18 protein-coding genes are annotated in these 14,917 nt (G+C 65.6%); 6 read left to right on the forward strand and 12 right to left on the reverse strand.

From position 1 onward, the window contains the following. Positions 1-24: 24 nt before the first annotated feature. Positions 25-1,218 (forward strand): MFS transporter, encoded by a 1,194-nt coding sequence (locus tag OXR00_RS12085; RefSeq protein WP_267388462.1) that lies wholly within the window; start codon positions 25-27, stop codon positions 1,216-1,218. On the opposite strand, the gene nhaA is transcribed toward OXR00_RS12085, so the two are convergent. Further along, on the reverse strand, positions 1,119-2,381 hold the full coding sequence (nhaA, locus tag OXR00_RS12090) for a Na+/H+ antiporter NhaA (RefSeq protein ID WP_267388569.1): 1,263 nt from the start codon (positions 2,379-2,381) through the stop codon (positions 1,119-1,121). The genes OXR00_RS12085 and nhaA overlap by 100 nt on opposite strands. A gap of 40 nt (positions 2,382-2,421) precedes the next feature. Between nhaA and OXR00_RS12095 the strand changes: the two genes are divergently transcribed. Together OXR00_RS12095 and OXR00_RS12100 are read left to right on the forward strand one after the other, a co-directional pair. Next, complete coding sequence (locus tag OXR00_RS12095) at positions 2,422-2,748, forward strand: hypothetical protein (RefSeq protein WP_267388463.1); 327 nt, start codon at positions 2,422-2,424, stop codon at positions 2,746-2,748. A gap of 3 nt (positions 2,749-2,751) precedes the next feature. Then, positions 2,752-3,645 carry an SPFH domain-containing protein gene (locus OXR00_RS12100; RefSeq protein WP_267388464.1) on the forward strand — a complete coding sequence of 298 codons (894 nt, stop codon included), beginning with the start codon at positions 2,752-2,754 and terminating at the stop codon, positions 3,643-3,645. Between the two features lie 33 nt (positions 3,646-3,678). Here the strand turns inward: OXR00_RS12100 and OXR00_RS12105 are convergent, their stop codons facing one another. Continuing rightward, positions 3,679-4,860 carry a phosphatidylserine/phosphatidylglycerophosphate/cardiolipin synthase family protein gene (locus OXR00_RS12105; protein WP_267388465.1) on the reverse strand — a complete coding sequence of 394 codons (1,182 nt, stop codon included), beginning with the start codon at positions 4,858-4,860 and terminating at the stop codon, positions 3,679-3,681. A gap of 191 nt (positions 4,861-5,051) precedes the next feature. Here OXR00_RS12105 and rpoZ point away from each other — a divergent pair, with 191 nt between their 5' ends. Further along, a complete protein-coding gene (rpoZ, locus tag OXR00_RS12110; RefSeq protein ID WP_242151992.1) occupies positions 5,052-5,396 on the forward strand; it encodes a DNA-directed RNA polymerase subunit omega in 345 nt (114 codons plus the stop codon). Positions 5,397-5,578: 182 nt separating this feature from the next. On the opposite strand, the gene OXR00_RS12115 is transcribed toward rpoZ, so the two are convergent. Beyond that, the gene (locus OXR00_RS12115) at positions 5,579-6,883 is read right to left on the reverse strand and encodes a UDP-glucose/GDP-mannose dehydrogenase family protein (protein ID WP_267388466.1); all 1,305 of its coding nucleotides are present in this window, start codon (positions 6,881-6,883) and stop codon (positions 5,579-5,581) included. A gap of 167 nt (positions 6,884-7,050) precedes the next feature. Between OXR00_RS12115 and OXR00_RS12120 the strand changes: the two genes are divergently transcribed. Then, positions 7,051-9,225: a PBP1A family penicillin-binding protein gene (locus OXR00_RS12120; RefSeq protein ID WP_267388467.1), complete on the forward strand. Its 2,175-nt coding sequence runs from the start codon at positions 7,051-7,053 to the stop codon at positions 9,223-9,225. On the opposite strand, the gene OXR00_RS12125 is transcribed toward OXR00_RS12120, so the two are convergent. From OXR00_RS12125 to OXR00_RS12135, 3 genes are read right to left on the reverse strand one after another with little or no spacing between them, the layout of a single operon-like run. Next, the gene (locus tag OXR00_RS12125; protein WP_267388468.1) at positions 9,198-9,875 is read right to left on the reverse strand and encodes a SprT family zinc-dependent metalloprotease; all 678 of its coding nucleotides are present in this window, start codon (positions 9,873-9,875) and stop codon (positions 9,198-9,200) included. The genes OXR00_RS12120 and OXR00_RS12125 overlap by 28 nt on opposite strands. After that, on the reverse strand, positions 9,872-10,315 hold the full coding sequence (locus OXR00_RS12130; protein WP_267388469.1) for a YcgN family cysteine cluster protein: 444 nt from the start codon (positions 10,313-10,315) through the stop codon (positions 9,872-9,874). Before OXR00_RS12130 ends, OXR00_RS12125 begins: the two co-directional genes overlap by 4 nt. After that, positions 10,303-10,911: an SCO family protein gene (locus OXR00_RS12135; RefSeq protein WP_267388470.1), complete on the reverse strand. Its 609-nt coding sequence runs from the start codon at positions 10,909-10,911 to the stop codon at positions 10,303-10,305. The genes OXR00_RS12130 and OXR00_RS12135 overlap by 13 nt, the downstream gene beginning before the upstream one ends. A gap of 74 nt (positions 10,912-10,985) precedes the next feature. On the opposite strand from OXR00_RS12135, the gene OXR00_RS12140 reads away from it, so the two are divergent. Further along, the gene (locus OXR00_RS12140) at positions 10,986-11,594 is read left to right on the forward strand and encodes an ankyrin repeat domain-containing protein (protein ID WP_242152011.1); all 609 of its coding nucleotides are present in this window, start codon (positions 10,986-10,988) and stop codon (positions 11,592-11,594) included. 6 nt (positions 11,595-11,600) lie between these two features. On the opposite strand, the gene OXR00_RS12145 is transcribed toward OXR00_RS12140, so the two are convergent. The 6 genes from OXR00_RS12145 to raiA form a co-directional block, all read right to left on the reverse strand. Continuing rightward, positions 11,601-12,086, reverse strand: a complete 486-nt coding sequence (locus OXR00_RS12145; RefSeq protein WP_267388471.1) for an MmcB family DNA repair protein — start codon at positions 12,084-12,086, stop codon at positions 11,601-11,603. 58 nt (positions 12,087-12,144) lie between these two features. Next, entirely contained in the window at positions 12,145-12,675 is a 531-nt protein-coding gene (locus tag OXR00_RS12150; RefSeq protein WP_346732000.1) for a cell wall hydrolase, read from the reverse strand. A gap of 284 nt (positions 12,676-12,959) precedes the next feature. Then, entirely contained in the window at positions 12,960-13,301 is a 342-nt protein-coding gene (locus OXR00_RS12155; RefSeq protein WP_267388473.1) for a DUF1491 family protein, read from the reverse strand. Then, positions 13,298-13,804 (reverse strand): PaaI family thioesterase, encoded by a 507-nt coding sequence (locus OXR00_RS12160; RefSeq protein ID WP_267388474.1) that lies wholly within the window; start codon positions 13,802-13,804, stop codon positions 13,298-13,300. The genes OXR00_RS12155 and OXR00_RS12160 overlap by 4 nt, the downstream gene beginning before the upstream one ends. Continuing rightward, on the reverse strand, positions 13,755-14,222 hold the full coding sequence (locus OXR00_RS12165) for a PTS sugar transporter subunit IIA (protein WP_267388475.1): 468 nt from the start codon (positions 14,220-14,222) through the stop codon (positions 13,755-13,757). The genes OXR00_RS12160 and OXR00_RS12165 overlap by 50 nt, the downstream gene beginning before the upstream one ends. A 72-nt stretch (positions 14,223-14,294) precedes the next feature. Beyond that, on the reverse strand, positions 14,295-14,912 hold the full coding sequence (gene raiA, locus OXR00_RS12170; RefSeq protein WP_267388476.1) for a ribosome-associated translation inhibitor RaiA: 618 nt from the start codon (positions 14,910-14,912) through the stop codon (positions 14,295-14,297). Positions 14,913-14,917 lie beyond the last annotated feature (5 nt).

The raw sequence follows: 14,917 nt of genomic DNA on the forward strand, positions 1-14,917 counted from the left end.
CCGCAGCATCGCCACTTGCACGCTATGCCTGCAACCGCTCCCGCAATCGATGACGCTCGCCCGAACGCGCCCGTCGCGGTCATCCACTTCGCGCTGGCGATGGGCGGTTTCGCAATCGGCACCACCGAATTCGCGACGATGAGCCTGGTGCCGTATTTCGCGAAAGGTCTCGGCATCGATGCGCCGACCGCCGGCCATGTCATCAGCGCCTATGCGCTCGGCGTTGTGGTGGGCGCGCCATTGCTGGCGGTGGCGGCGGCGAAACTGTCCAGGCGTATGCTGCTGATCGCCCTGATGACCGCCTTCGCATTGTTCAACGGCCTTTCCGCGCTCGCGCCGAGTTATCACTGGATGCTGTTGTTCCGCTTCCTGAGCGGCCTACCACATGGCGCTTATTTTGGCATCGCCTCCCTGGTTGCGGCATCGCTGGTGCCGACCAACCAGCGTTCGCAGGCGGTCGGGCGGGTGATGCTCGGGCTGACGGTGGCGACGATCCTCGGCGTGCCGCTCGCCAACTGGCTGGGCCAGGCGGTTGGCTGGCGCTGGGGGTTCGGTGTGGTGGCGGTGCTCGCGCTGCTGACGGTGCTGCTCGTCGCCTTGTTCGCGCCGCGCGACACGCCGGAGCCGGGAGTCAGCCCGCTCACTGAACTCAGCGCGCTCGCCAACAAGCGCGTATGGCTGACGCTTGGCATCGGCGCGATCGGGTTCGGCGGGATGTTCTGCGTCTACACGTACCTTGCCTCGACGTTGCTCGACGTTACGCGCGCTTCTGCGGCGAGCCTGCCGCTGGTGCTGGCGGTGTTCGGCGTTGGCATGACGCTCGGCAACATCATCGCGCCGCGCTTCGCCGATCGTGCGCTGATGCCCACGGCGGCGGTCCTGCTCGCCGGCAGCGTGGTGTCGCTCGCGCTCTACCCGCTCGCCGCGCCGCATTTCTGGTCGATCTGCCTCGACGTGTTCGCGATCGGTTTCACGGGCGCCCTCGGCGCTGTGTTGCAGACCCGGTTGATGGACGTGGCCGGAAAGGCGCAGGCGCTTGCCGCTGCGCTCAACCATTCGGCGTTCAACACCGCCAATGCGCTGGGGCCGTGGCTGGGCGGCATCGCGATCGCGGCGGGTTACGGCTGGACGTCGACCGGCTGGGTCGGCGCGGCGCTGGCGCTGGCGGGCCTCGGCGTACTGGGCTTGGCGGTGCTCGACGATCGCAGGATCGCGTAACCCGCCACTGCCGACAGCAACGAGCCGAGCAACACGCCAACCTTGACCTGATCCTGCAACGCCGCCCCGCCTGGGAATGCGAGGCCGCCGATGAACAGGCTCATGGTGAAGCCGATCCCGGCCAGCAACGCCACGCCGTATAGCTGCGCCCAGGACGCACCACTTGGCCGCGCCGCAATGCCAAGTCGCGCGGCCAGCGCGACACCACCAAGGATGCCGGCCTGCTTGCCGAAGAACAGCCCGACGATCACCGCGATCACCAGCGGCGCGCGCAGCACATCCGCCGGCAGGCCGCCAAGCGCGATACCGGCGTTGGCAAAGGCGAACAGCGGTACGATGCCGAACGCCACCCAAGGCGACAGCGCGTGTTCGAGCCGGTGGAGCGGCGAGTGCGCGTCGTCCGGCGTACCGCGTGAACGGATGATCGGGATCATCGCCGCCGCCAGCACGCCCGCGACGGTGGCATGGACGCCGGAGAGCAGCACCAGCCACCACAGGCCTACGAAGGCGAGCAGATAGGGTGCCAGCGTCATAACACCACGCCGGTTCATCGCCGCCATCACCAGCAGCATCCCCCCTGCCCCGGCGAGCGCGATCCAGTCGATCCCGGTCGTATAGGCCACCGCGATGATCGCCACCGCGCCCATGTCATCGACGATCGCCACCGTGGTCAGGAATAGCTTCAACGATGGCGGCACGCGAGGGCCGAGCAGCGCCATCACGCCGATCGCAAAGGCGATGTCGGTCGCCGCAGGGATCGCCCAGCCCGGCCGCAATGCCGCATCGCCGCCAGCGACCGCGAGGAACAGCGCAGCCGGCACCAGCATCCCCGCCGCCGCCGCGATCACCGGCAGCCGCCGCCGCGCGGGGTTGGACAGCCGCCCGTCGACAAGCTCACGCTTGATCTCCAGCCCGACGAACAGGAAGAACACCGCCATCAACGCATCGTTGATCCACAGATGCACCGTCATCGCCCCGAGCGCCGGCGCCAGCACAGGTCCGGTGCGCAGGTGCAGCAGGTGGAAATAGCGATCGGCAAACGGCGAGTTGGCGACGATCAGCGCCAGCGCTGCTGCCGCCATTAGCACGATGCCGCCCGCCGCCTCCTGCCGCAGGAAGTCGCGCAGTACCGAGCCTGCTCTCGCGGTGATCGTCTTGGTCATGTCCTCGCGTAACCCATCGCTCCGCGAGACGGAACCGGTCATGCTGCAAGCCACGCAATCGCTCGTGCAACGCGCGCAAGATGAGCGATTCCGATTTCGCCCGATTTCTGGCGGGAGTATAAAGGCGATCGCAGCAAAACGTAGATCGGAGCAGGACATCAGACGGACTGGCGTGGGCCTTTGGATCGGGACGACTGCACTCGTGGTCGCCGCCTTCTGGCTGTTGCTTTTCGTCGCGCCTGCGCTGTTCAACGCGCATACGTCGACCGGCCTCTGGCTATCGATCCTGTTGCTCCTGCTCGTACCGCCCGGTCTTGCGCGCATCTTCGCGCGGGTCGTCCGCATGCTGGGCTATGAACAGGAGTGAACCATGGACTTCGAGGATGACAGGATCGGGGGCGGCGTATTGCGTCGCTTCGCGGTTCGGCGCACGGGCACGGCGGTGATGCTGGTCATCACCTTTGGCGTGCTGGCGATTTTCCTCATGGGTGCGTTCGCGCGGGTGCAGCCGGGCTACGTCGGCATCCGCGTCAACAACATCGGCGGCAACGCGGGCGTCGCGTCACAAGCTTTGCCGGTCGGCTGGTATTTCGCGCCTCCGGGTACCAACATCTACGAATATCCGGTGTTCACGCGCACCTACACCTGGACACATTCGACCACCGAGCAGAACGGCACGGATGAATCGTTCAGCTTCCAGGACAAGAACGGCCTCGGTCTGTCGGCGGATGTCGCGGTCGCCTATCACGTCGATGCCAGCCGCGCGCCGGTGCTGTTCCAGCGCTATCGCACCGAGATGGACGCGATCGTGGCGGGGCCGGTGCGCAACGCGATCCGCAACGCCGTGGTCGAACGCGCCGCGCAGCTCGGCGTCGAGGAGATCTACGGCCCGCACAAGAGCGAGCTGATCCAGACCGCCTTGCGCCACGTACAAGCCTATTTCGCGCCGTTTGGGCTCCAGATCGAGCAGCTTTACTGGGCCGGCAACATCGTCGTGCCCGACGCGGTGCTGGCGCAGATCAACGCCAAGATCGCCAACGAACAACAGGCGCTCGCCGCGCAGGCCAACGTCGCCACCGCGACCGCCGACGCGCAGGCCCGCGTCGCAAAGGCGCAGGGCGACGCCAAGGCGATCCAGGTCGAGGCGGAGGCGATCCGCACCAACCCGGAGATCGTCAACCTGCGCGCGGTGGAGAAGTGGGACGGCCGCCTGCCGACCTATACCGGCGCGAGTGCACCCTTGCCGTTCATCGGCACGAAGTGACGCAATCGGCCGGATCGTTCGCGATCCGGCCGATCATTGCTGCCGCTCACGCCCGAAATTGAGACCGCGCGTGACGTTATAGTCCAGCACCGTCATCACGAAGAACGCCGCTGCCTGTTTGATCTTCGTCCACCAGCTGGTGCGTTCGGTATAGAGTTCCGGGGTGATCCGCTCCGAATCCACCACTTCGCCGTCGAAATAGCCGCGAACATGCGCGGCGAAGGCGGCATCGTCGATCCGCAGCATCATCTCGAGGTTGAGGAACAGGCTGCGCACGTCGTAATTGGCCGAACCGATATATACCACGTTGTCGATGACGAAGAGCTTGGTGTGCAGCTTCGTCGGCTGATATTCGTAGATTTCCACACGCTTGCGCAGCAACCCGGCATAAGTGAAGCGCGATGCCCAGATCGCCGCGCCGTGATCGTTCTTCGATGCCAGTACGATCCGCACTCGCCCGCGCATGCCCACGGTATCGAGCCGCTTGAGCATCCCCGGGCTCGGCGCGAAATAGCCGGCGATCAGGGCGATGTCGCGTGCGCCATCCATGTCGTGCTTTACCGCCCGCGCCCATGGTGACAGCCGCCGCGTCGGACCGCCGAACAGCCAACGCGCAGCCCCGTGCGGCTCGCTCCAGTTCGACAGGTCGCGGCCGAGCGCGCGTAGCGGCGCCTTGGGCAGCTGCGCCCACTGCGACAACGCGTCGAAATAGCCGGTGATGCGGTGTGCCGCCGGCCCCTCGACAAGCAGACCGAGGTCGCGCCACGCCTGTTCCGCCGGCGTGCCGAAATATCCGTCCTCGACATTGAACCCGCCGATGATCGCGCGCGCCAGTTCGCGCGTCTCGCCATCGGCCAGCGCCAGCTTCTGATGGTTGCGCAGCAGGTAGCGCCGTCCCCATCGCGGCACGAAGCGGCAGACGCGGACACCGGCATCGCGCAGCGGATCGAAGAAGTGATGCTGCGCGGCATGTTCGCTGCCAAGCCCGTCGACGATCAGCGACACCGTCACGCCGCGCGCCGCCGCCCGCATTAGTGCGGCGCGCACCGCCTCGCCGACACGATCGTCGACATAGATGTAGTAGAGCATCCGCAGCGTGGTTCGCGCGCCGTCGATCAATGCGATCAGCATATCGAAACGTTCCGGCCCGGTGACGAGCATGCGCAGACGATTGCCGTCGACCATAAACGTCGGTTGTGAGTCAGACACTGCCATGGCGGCGTCGTGGCGCGCAGGAGACGGTTGGGCAAGTGTCGCTTCGATCACATATCGCCGTCACCACCGCACAAGGCTCGCGTCGCAATCGGCACCCTCAGTCGCCGGCATGGCGCGTTTCTTGACTTGGTGGCGTGACGCGCGTAGGTCATCACGCTTATCCCCAGCATTATCCACGAAGGAAGCCGTTCATGGCGCGCGTCACCGTCGAAGATTGCGTCGACAAGATCCCGAACCGGTTTGATCTGGTGCTGTTCGCCGCGCAGCGTGCGCGGCAGATTTCCGGCGGCGCCGAGCTGATGCTCGACCGCGACCGTGACAAGAACCCGGTCGTCGCGCTGCGCGAGATCGCCGAGGAGCTGGTTCGTCCCGATCATCTCGAAGAGTCCGTTATCTCCGGCATGCAGAAGGTTCAGGTCGACGACGACGACGCACCGGACGAGGTCGGCTCGCTGGCCGCATCGGCCGAGGCGCTGCGCCTCACTGCCGCTGCCCCGCCGCGCAACCAGAACCTGGGCGCCGATTACGACGGCTGAGCCGAGGTAATGGGTTTCTAAAAAGGGGCGTCCGTTCGCGGGCGCCCTTTTTCGTGGTACCTCATCTGCCACGGCTGGAATACCCGAACCACGCCAATCCGCAGCGCCGTCCAGAAGGCCGCAATGAACGGTGGCGACCGTTAGCACGGCCGCCCCTTCATCCTCAGCGCTGGCGCAGTGTGTCAGCCGCGACCGACCGACGTATAGTCCAGCCCGATCCGCCGGACGTCCGCCGGCGTGTAGATGTTGCGCAGATCGACCAGCACCGGCTCGGCTAGGATCGACTTGATGCGGTTGAGGTCGAGCGCGCGGAACTCGTTCCATTCGGTGACGATTACCAGCGCCGACGCACCCTCCGCGCAGCTATACGCGTCGGTGGCGAACTCGACGTCCTTCATCACCAGCTTGGCCTGCTCGATGCCTTCGGGATCATAAGCGCGGACGTGCGCGCCCTCGTCGATCAGCGTCTGCGCGATCGCGATCGCGGGCGAATCGCGCATGTCGTCGGTATTGGGCTTGAACGTCAAGCCGAGCAGCGCGACGGTCTTGCCGCGAATCTCGCCGCCCATTGCCTTGACGATCTTGCGCCCCATCGCACGCTTACGGCTGTCGTTGACCGCCACCGTCGCCTCGACGATCTTGACCGGCGCCTCGAAATCCTCGGCGGTCTTAAGCAGCGCGAGCGTATCCTTGGGGAAGCACGACCCGCCATAGCCCGGTCCTGCATGCAGGAACTTCGAACCGATGCGGTTGTCGAGGCCGATGCCGCGCGACACGTCCTGCACGTTGGCGCCGACAGCCTCGCACAGATCCGCCATCTCGTTGATGAAGGTGATCTTCACCGCCAGGAAGGCGTTGGCGGCATATTTGATGAGCTCCGACGAGCGGCGCGCGGTGAACATCAACGGCGACTGGTTGATGAACAGCGGACGATACACTTCCGACATCACCTCGCGCGCGCGTGCATCCTCGGTGCCGACCACGATACGGTCCGGCCGCTTGAAATCGTCGATCGCGGCGCCTTCGCGCAGGAATTCCGGGTTGGAGACGACACAGATGTCCGCGTCGGGCGCGACTTCGCGCACGATCCGCTCGACCTCGTCGCCGGTACCGACCGGCACGGTCGACTTGTTGACGATCACCACCGGCTTCTTCACCGCTGCCGCCACTTCGCGCACCGCCGCGTAGACGTAGGACAGATCGGCATGGCCATCGCCCCGCCGTGACGGCGTGCCGACCGCGATGAAGATCACGTCGGCGTCCGCCACCGCAGCCTCGGTATCGGTGGTGAAGGTCAGCCGGCCGGCGGCGACATTATCGGCGACGAGCGCGTCTAGACCGGGTTCGTAGATCGGCATGATGTTCTGGTGGAGCCGCTCGATCTTGCCGGCGTCCTTGTCCACGCACGTCACGCGGTGGCCGAAATCGGCGAAACACGCGCCCGACACCAGTCCAACATAGCCCGTGCCGATCATCGTAATCTGCATGTCGCGATCCCCCATAAGCGTCGCCAATGTCCACGCCCTTACACATTGCAATGCAGCAAACAACGTGCACGCCACGCGGATCGGCGCCGAAGCGGTGCGAACTGTAGACGCATACCACGCGGCCGCTTGTTCGGCTGCGGTTAAGCGCGTAATCGCGAGACGCAAGCATGGCCAGACCTTCCCAGACCCGTTCCCGCACGCCCGCGCGCCCGACCAAGCCGCTGTGGCGCCGCCGTCTCGTCCTGCTGATCCAGATCGGTGTGGGGCTGGCCGTGCTGGCCTTCGCGGCGATGGCGATCACCGTCTATGTCACGCGTGCGCAGTTGCCGAGTTTCGACCAGCTCAAGTCCTCGCCCAACGGACAGATGATCCGCGTGCATGCCGCCGACGGCACGGTGATCGTCTCGCTGGGGCCGAGCTACGGCGACTGGCTGACCTATGACCATATCCCGGCGGTGATGCGTGAGGCGATGATTTCGGTGGAGGATCGCCGCTTCCGCTCACACATTGGCGTCGATCCGGTCGGCATGGCCCGCGCGATCAAGCTCGGCATCGCCAACCGCGGCACTGGCAGGCGTCAGCAGGGCGCGTCGACGATCACACAGCAGGTCGCACGCACCATCTTCCTGTCAAACAAATACGATCTCGGCCGCAAACTGCACGAGGCGTTCCTCGCACTCGCGCTGGAGCGCAAGTTCTCGAAGGACGAGATCCTCGAACTGTACCTTAATAAGGTGTATTTCGGCGGCGGCGCCTATGGCATCGACGCAGCGTCCCGCAAATTCTTCGGTCATGGTGCCGATCACCTCTCGCTGGCAGAGGCCGCGATCATCGCCGGGCTGGTCAAGGCGCCCTCGGTCTATTCGCCGACTGCGGACGAAACCGCCGCCAAGGATCGCGCCGGCGTGGTGCTCTCGCTGATGGAAGAAACCGGCGCGATCACGCCGGGCGAAGCCGCCGACGCGGATATCCAGAACGTCAAGTTCGCGCCCGAGCCGAAGCAGAACAGCGTGCGCTACTTCACCGACTGGGCGCTGCCGCAGCTCGCCACGCTGATCGACGAGCCGACCCGCCCGCTCGAGGTGTGGACCACGCTCGATCTCAACATGCAGCGCGCGGCCGATACGGCAGTGCGCACCAATGCGCCGGCGGGTGCGCAAGGCGCATTGGTCGCGATCGACCGCGACGGCGCGGTCCGCGCGATGGTCGGCGGCAAGGATTACGTGTCGTCGATCTACAACCGCGCGACCACGGCGGTGCGGCAGCCGGGATCCGCGTTCAAACTGTTTGTGTACCTCGCTGCGCTTGAGGCGGGCCACAAGCCTGACGATTCGATCGTTGACGAGCCGATCACGATCGACGGCTGGAGCCCGCGCAACGATGCGCGCCATAACATCGGCCAGACCACACTGCGCACCGCCTTCGCCTATTCGATCAACACCGTCGCGGCGAAGCTCGGGCAGGAGGTCGGTTTCGGCACCGTCGCGGATATGGCGCGGCGCTTCGGCATCACCACGCCGGTGAACACCCACCCCTCAATGGTGCTCGGTACGTCGGAAGTGCATCTGCTCGATCTGACGCGCGCGTTTGCCAGCGTCGCCAACAAGGGTGTGGCGGTAACGCCCTATGGCATCACCAAGGTGACTGCCGGCGGGGAGGTCATCTATACGCAGCAGATCGACACCAGCCACGTCCTCGTCGCGCCCTATGTCGCCGCCGAGATGACCGATTTGCTGCAAACCACCGTCAACACCGGCACCGGCAAGGCCGCGCAGATCGGCCGTCCGGTGGCGGGAAAGACCGGCACCACCTCGTCGAGCAAGGACGGTTGGTTCGTCGGCTTCTCCTCGGGCCTCACCACCGGCGTGTGGATGGGGCGCGACGATGCCAAACCCGTCGCCGGCCTGCACGGCGGCACCGCTCCGGCCAGGGCGTTCCACGACTTCATGGCGGTGGCAGTCGCCAATCGTCCAGTCGAGCAGTTCGACACGCAGGTGACGCTGCCCGACATGTCGATCGAGCCTGATGAGGAAAGCTACTACGGCCAACCGGACAACGGTGTGTTCGTCGACGACGACGGCAATCCGGTGCAGCCCGAAGCACCGCAACCCCGCCCGTCTCGCGACCAGCGCGTCGATGCGGATGGCAACCCGATCGGCGACGGCGCCGTCACCCCGGACGAGGACGCGCAACCCCGCCCCGAAAAGCTCGATCAGCAGTGGATGGATCATGTGCTCGGTCGCGATCAGCAGCCGAACCGCCCGCGCGGCGATCGTCCGGTCGGCGCACCGCCGCCGGTGCGCCCGCAACCTGGCTATGCGGATCCGCGCCCGAACCAGTGAAGCGCTGCGCCGTGCGCGCGGAGCCATGCCCGCGATTCCTCGGGGTCACCGTCGTCGAGATCGGCGGCAAGCGCGTGGAAATCCGGCCCGTGGTTCATGTGGACACGGTGCGCGACCTCATGTGCCACGGTTGATCGCCGCACGAACGCCGGCGCGAGGATCAACCGCCAGCTGTAGCGGATCGCACCGCTGGACGCGCAACTGCCCCAACGCCCGCGCGGATCGCCGATACTAACCGTGGTGACCGTCACGCCGGCCCGCGCGGCATGTTCGGCGGTTTCAAGTGTCAACACGCGCAGCGCCTCGCGCCGCAGCCACAATTCAACACGCCGGGACAATCCATCGAGCGGACCGCCGCAGAGCAGCCGATCGCCGTCGAGCGTGATCTTGCGGGGGCGTCCGGGCTCCCAGTCCAAACCCACCGGCACACCGCCGATCGGGATGGTCACACCCGGTGCGAAGGGTTGCGGCTCCGGCAGGCGGGCACGCTGCGCATCGATCCAGGCCTGCTGCCCCGCCGCCCACTTCAGAGCCGCCTTCACCGGCGCGCGCGGCGGCAGCGTCAGCCGCACGCGCCCACTCGCCGGATCGACCGACAGCCGCGCCCGCCGCGCCCTCGGGTGGCGCACCACCTCGAGCGCGTCGCTCACAATTCGCGATCGATCACATGGTTTTCGAAGTCGCCGGCATCGTCCTCGGAGATCGTCCAGCCCTTTACCGATTCACCGGCGCGGTGCACCGCGTCGCGATCCCCCGAGACGAGGTAATGCCAGCCCGGCAATGGCTCACCCGCCGCACGCAGGCGGTACGCGCAGGTCGTCGGCAGCCAGTCGATCGAATAGACGTTGTCCCGGTTGAGCCGCACGCATTCGCTGACATAGGCATGGCGGTGCCGGTAATCCGAACACTGCGCGGTCCGGCGGTCGAGCAGCCGGCACGACACGTTGGTCGGGAAGAGCTCGCCAGTCTCATCGTCCTCCAGCTTGTGCAGGCAGCATTTGCCGCAGCCATCGCACAGCGCCTCCCACTGCGCGCGATCGAGCTTTTCGATCGGGGTGTTTTCCCAGAACCGGTTGCTCACTTCACCCACCGCGCCAGTTCGCCGGCCACCGCGTCAGGCGTTTTGTCGACCGGGATCAGCGCCACAGGCTGGCCCTTGGGATCCATCAGATACGCAACGCGCGAATGCTGCACCATGTACCCCCCGCCGGGGGCGGGCGGCTGCTTCTGGTAGAACACGGCATATTCCTTTGCCATCGCCGCGATCGCCTGGGGGCTGCCGGTCAGTCCGACCATGCGCGGGTGGAAGGCAGCAACGAAGGGTTTGAGCACCGTCGGCGTATCCCGCTCGGGGTCAACCGTGACGAAAACCGGCACCACCTTCGCAGCGCGCGCGGCATCCTTCGCCTCGAACGCGCGCAGGCCGGCGCCAAGCGTCTGCATGTCGGTCGGGCACACGTCAGGACAGAACGTGTAGCCGAAGTACATCACCCGATACTGACCGGCGAAGCGCGCATCGGTGACTGTGCGGCCGTTCTGGTCCGTCAGCGTGAAAGGGCCGCCGATCTTGGCACCGGCGAGCGGTGGCGACTGGGTAGCTTCGGGCGCTCGCGAACAGGCTATTGGCATGCTCGCCAGCAGGGACGCGGCGAGCAGCGCGGTGATTGCGCGGACATTTGCGTTCATGGTGCAGGCAGCCTTGATCTGATAGCGGCGCAGGCGCAAGTCCGGACCGTACAGTCAAAAGGTCGATTTCACCAATGAACGCACGTCTTGCGGGTCTTTCCCTTCTCGTCGCCGCGCTGGCGCTCCCTACCGCACCTGCCACCGCGCAGCTCAACCAGTCGGCGGGTTACAAATTCCTCCAGGCGATCCGCGATGCGAAGAACGACGACGTCATCGCGATCCTCTCCAAGCCCGGCCAGACCATCGTCAACACGCGCGACTTCAGCACGGGCGAGGGTGCGATCCATATCGTGACGAAGCGGAGCGATACGGCCTACCTCAACTTCCTGATCGCCAGCCAGGCTGACGTAAACCTGCGCGACAACAAGGGTGAGACGGCAATGCTGATCGCCGCCGGTAACGGGCGCAGCGATATCCTAGAAATCCTCAAGAAGGCTGGCGCAAACGTCAACCTAGCCAACAACAGCGGCGAGACCCCGTTGATCCGGGCGGTGCAGCACCGCGATCTGGCGACGGTCCGCACGCTGCTCAGCGAAGGCGCCGATCCCGATCAGACCGACAACGTCGCCGGCATGTCGGCGCGGGACTATGCGCATCAGGACACCCGCTCGCCTGCCATCGCCAAGCTGATCGACGAGACGCCGAAGGCTGCAAAGCGCGTCGTGTCCGGGCCGAAACTGTAAAGCGGATCAGAACCCTTCCACCGCATCCGGATCGAGCACAGCGGTAAGCCTGCGTGCCGCGCGGCGCGCAAACGCCAGTGTTATGCGCTTCCGCGCCGGGGCGGGCAGGGCGGTGGTATGGGCCTCGCGTGTGATGACCGCATCGTAGCGATCCGCGACGATGATGCCCGTACGTTCTGGCAGGAACGCCGCCCCGTCGAGCGGCGACACGTCGAAGCCGGCCGGAACCGCCCAATAGTAGCGGTCGCAACAGCCGAGATAGTCGGTCCACTTGCCATCCCCGAGCAGATCGGCACGCGACACCTTGATCTCGACGATCACGACATTGCCACGCGTGTCGAGCGCCATCAGGTCGGCACGCCGGCCGCCGTCGAGCGGCACCTCGGCGATGGCGACGAGATCGTGGCGCAGCAACATCCGCACGGTGCCGCGCGCCACGTCGGCGGCGCACAGCGACTGACGGACGGTATCGAGATCAGGCGTGGCGAGCATCACTCGACACTAGAACATTCCGCGAACAGGTCAATTCCGCCCGTTCGGTAACAATCGTTCAGCGATAGAAGATGTGGTTGCCGATCGACGCGATCTGCGTGCGGCTGGCGCTGAAGCTTGCGTGACGCGCGTGGAAGAACAGCGCCTTGGGCGCGGGGCTGTCCCATGCATCGTTGAGCGCGACGCGTGCGACGGCGAGCGCGACACGGTAATTGTGGTTGTCCGATACGTCGGGAACGCGGCCACCGCGCACGAACGAGAACTGGCCGGGCTGCGTCACCACCGAGCAGATCGACGTAGGAAACTTGCCCGACTTGCTGCGGTTGATGATGACTTCGGCAACGGCGAGTTGGCCGCTGAGCGGTTCGCCCTTTGACTCGAAATAGATCGCACCAGCGAGACACTGCAGCGCATCGTTGCGCGCGATGTCGTCAGAATGGGCGGTATCGGTTTGTGCGGCGACCGCATCGTCGAGCGAGGCGTAGCTGGGAGCGGGAGCAGGCTGGACTTCGGCGGGATCGGTACGATCAACCGCGGGAGCAGTGCTCGAATCTGGTGTGGTTTGCGTCACGAGGACGGCAGGAACCATTTTTGCCGCAGGGGCGTTGTAACTTTGATTGATTTGAACAGCAAAGCCGGGAGTGCTGGCCCCGGCGAGGCCGGTGAAGCTGGTCAAGATCGCTGCCAGTGTGGCAGCGCGATGCAGAAACGACATTCGATCGACTAATGTGCGGTAGTGCGCGCAAGCGACCCTACCCTGTTACAGGCCGGTCCCCCCGGACATCCCCCGACTGCGTAACCACTCCGGATCGCACCCGGACTGACACAACGCGAAAACGTTGTCCGCGCCATGCCAGCGGAAGCTTCAAAAGGTCAACGCGGCAGGATTGTTTCTGCGGCGACTCGTTGCGCAAACGGGATATCGAGATCGATGACCCACAGATCCGGGTCGCGGCTACGACGGCGCTGCCAGTATGCGGTCACCTCCGCCGGCGAATCGATATGACCCGGGCCGGCAGAAACGAGGAAAGGATTGCCGGAGAGATCCCGACCGGGCTCGACAAACCCGTCAAACCGGCCTTTATCGTTTAGTATTAACAAGATAGAGCCAGCTTGCTGGTGTCCTTTAGCCAATACCATGGCCATGCCACCAGCGTCGTTGACGCGCCGCAGCAGCGCGGAGACCAATATGCCGCTCGGCAAACGGTCGTTCATGAACCCACCCGGTAGCCCGGAAGCGCTGCCAACGCGATCCGGGAGCGCATGAACGTGCCGGTACCCCGCGCCACTTCGTCGCCTTGCTCGTCGATCAACCGCGCCTCCGCGACGAACACCCGCCGCTGCCCGCTGATCCAGCGGCCCTCGGCGATGACCGGCCCACTCCGCAGCGGCTTGGTCAACAGCAGGTTGAACGCGGTGGTGAGCAGAAAGCGATCCGACACCAGACTGTTCGCCGCGTAGAAGGCGGCATCGTCAAGCATCTTGAAATAACTGGTACCATGCGCTGCCCCGCCGGCGTGGAAATAGCGTTCATCCACCTGGAAGTGAATCCGTGCAACTCCAGCCTCGAAGATCTCCAGACGTGACTCGAACAGCTGATTGATCGGTGCGGCAGCATAGAGATGCTCCAGCGCGCGAAAATGCGCTGCTTCCCCTGCCGTGGCAGGATCAGGCGGCGTCACGCGCCTCGCCGGTGCTGAACAGCGCGTACAGCGCATCGGGCGATCCCGCACCGCGCAACTTCGCCACAAGCGCGCGATCGCGCAAGGATCGCGACACCAGCGCGAGCGCCTTCAGGTGTGCTGCTCCGGCATCGGGCGGCGACAGCAACGTGAAGATGATGTCGACCGGCAGATCGTCCACCGCCCTGAAATCGATCGCGTGCGCCAGCCGGGTGAAGATACCGACCACGTGGGGCAGCCCCTCGATACGCCCATGCGGCGTCGCGACACCGCCACCGAAGCCGGTGCTACCCAGCTTCTCCCGCGCGGAGAGCGCGTCGGTCACCGTCACCGGATCAAGCGCATAGGCCGACCCGGCGATCATACCGATCTGCTGAAACAGAGGTTTTTTTGCACTAACGGCAAGATCCGCCACTACCGCGCCGGGCAGTAGCAGATCGCTGAACTCAGTCATGACATTCCTTCGGCCGTTCACCGGCGCTTCTCCGCCGGCGCGCATAGACCGGAATGCGCGCCGGCGAAAGCGTCAGGCGGTGCCGTTTGTCGCGCCAGTCGCAGCGCGGTGCGGCTCGACCCAGCCGATCGTGCCGTCGCCCCGGCGGTACACCATGTTGTACGCGCCCGATCCGACGTTGCGGAACAGCAGCGCGGCGGTGTTGCGCAGGTCGAGCATCATCACCGCGTCCGACACGGTGGCGTCAGGCACGTCGACGCGCGTCTCGGCGACGATCAGCGGGTAATCGCCCTCGATCTCCTCCTCGGCGGGATTGTCCTGGAACACGGTGTAGCCGGCGTTGTCGGTCACGGTCCCATCGTCGGCGATGCTCGCGCCGCCGGCGGGCACGGCGCTGCGGTCCTTCAGGCGGCGCATGTAGCGGCGCAACTGCTTCTCGATCTTGTCGGCGGCACCGTCAAAGGCGACGTGCGCTTCCGTGCCGCTGTTGTTCGCCTTCAGCACTAGGCCCTGCATGACGTGCGCGACGATGTCGCAGGCGAACGCGCCGTGCGGAGCGGGGCTGAAGGTGACCTGCGCCGAGATGGCGCGGGCAAAATATTTGGTGGCGATCGCCTGGAGGCGCTCGTCGACATGGACCTTGATCGCCTCGCCCGTTTCGACCTGATGGCCGGAGACTCGGATATCCATGTGTA

Source organism: Sphingomonas sp. GC_Shp_3, assembly GCF_026540945.1.
Classification (GTDB): domain Bacteria; phylum Pseudomonadota; class Alphaproteobacteria; order Sphingomonadales; family Sphingomonadaceae; genus Sphingomonas.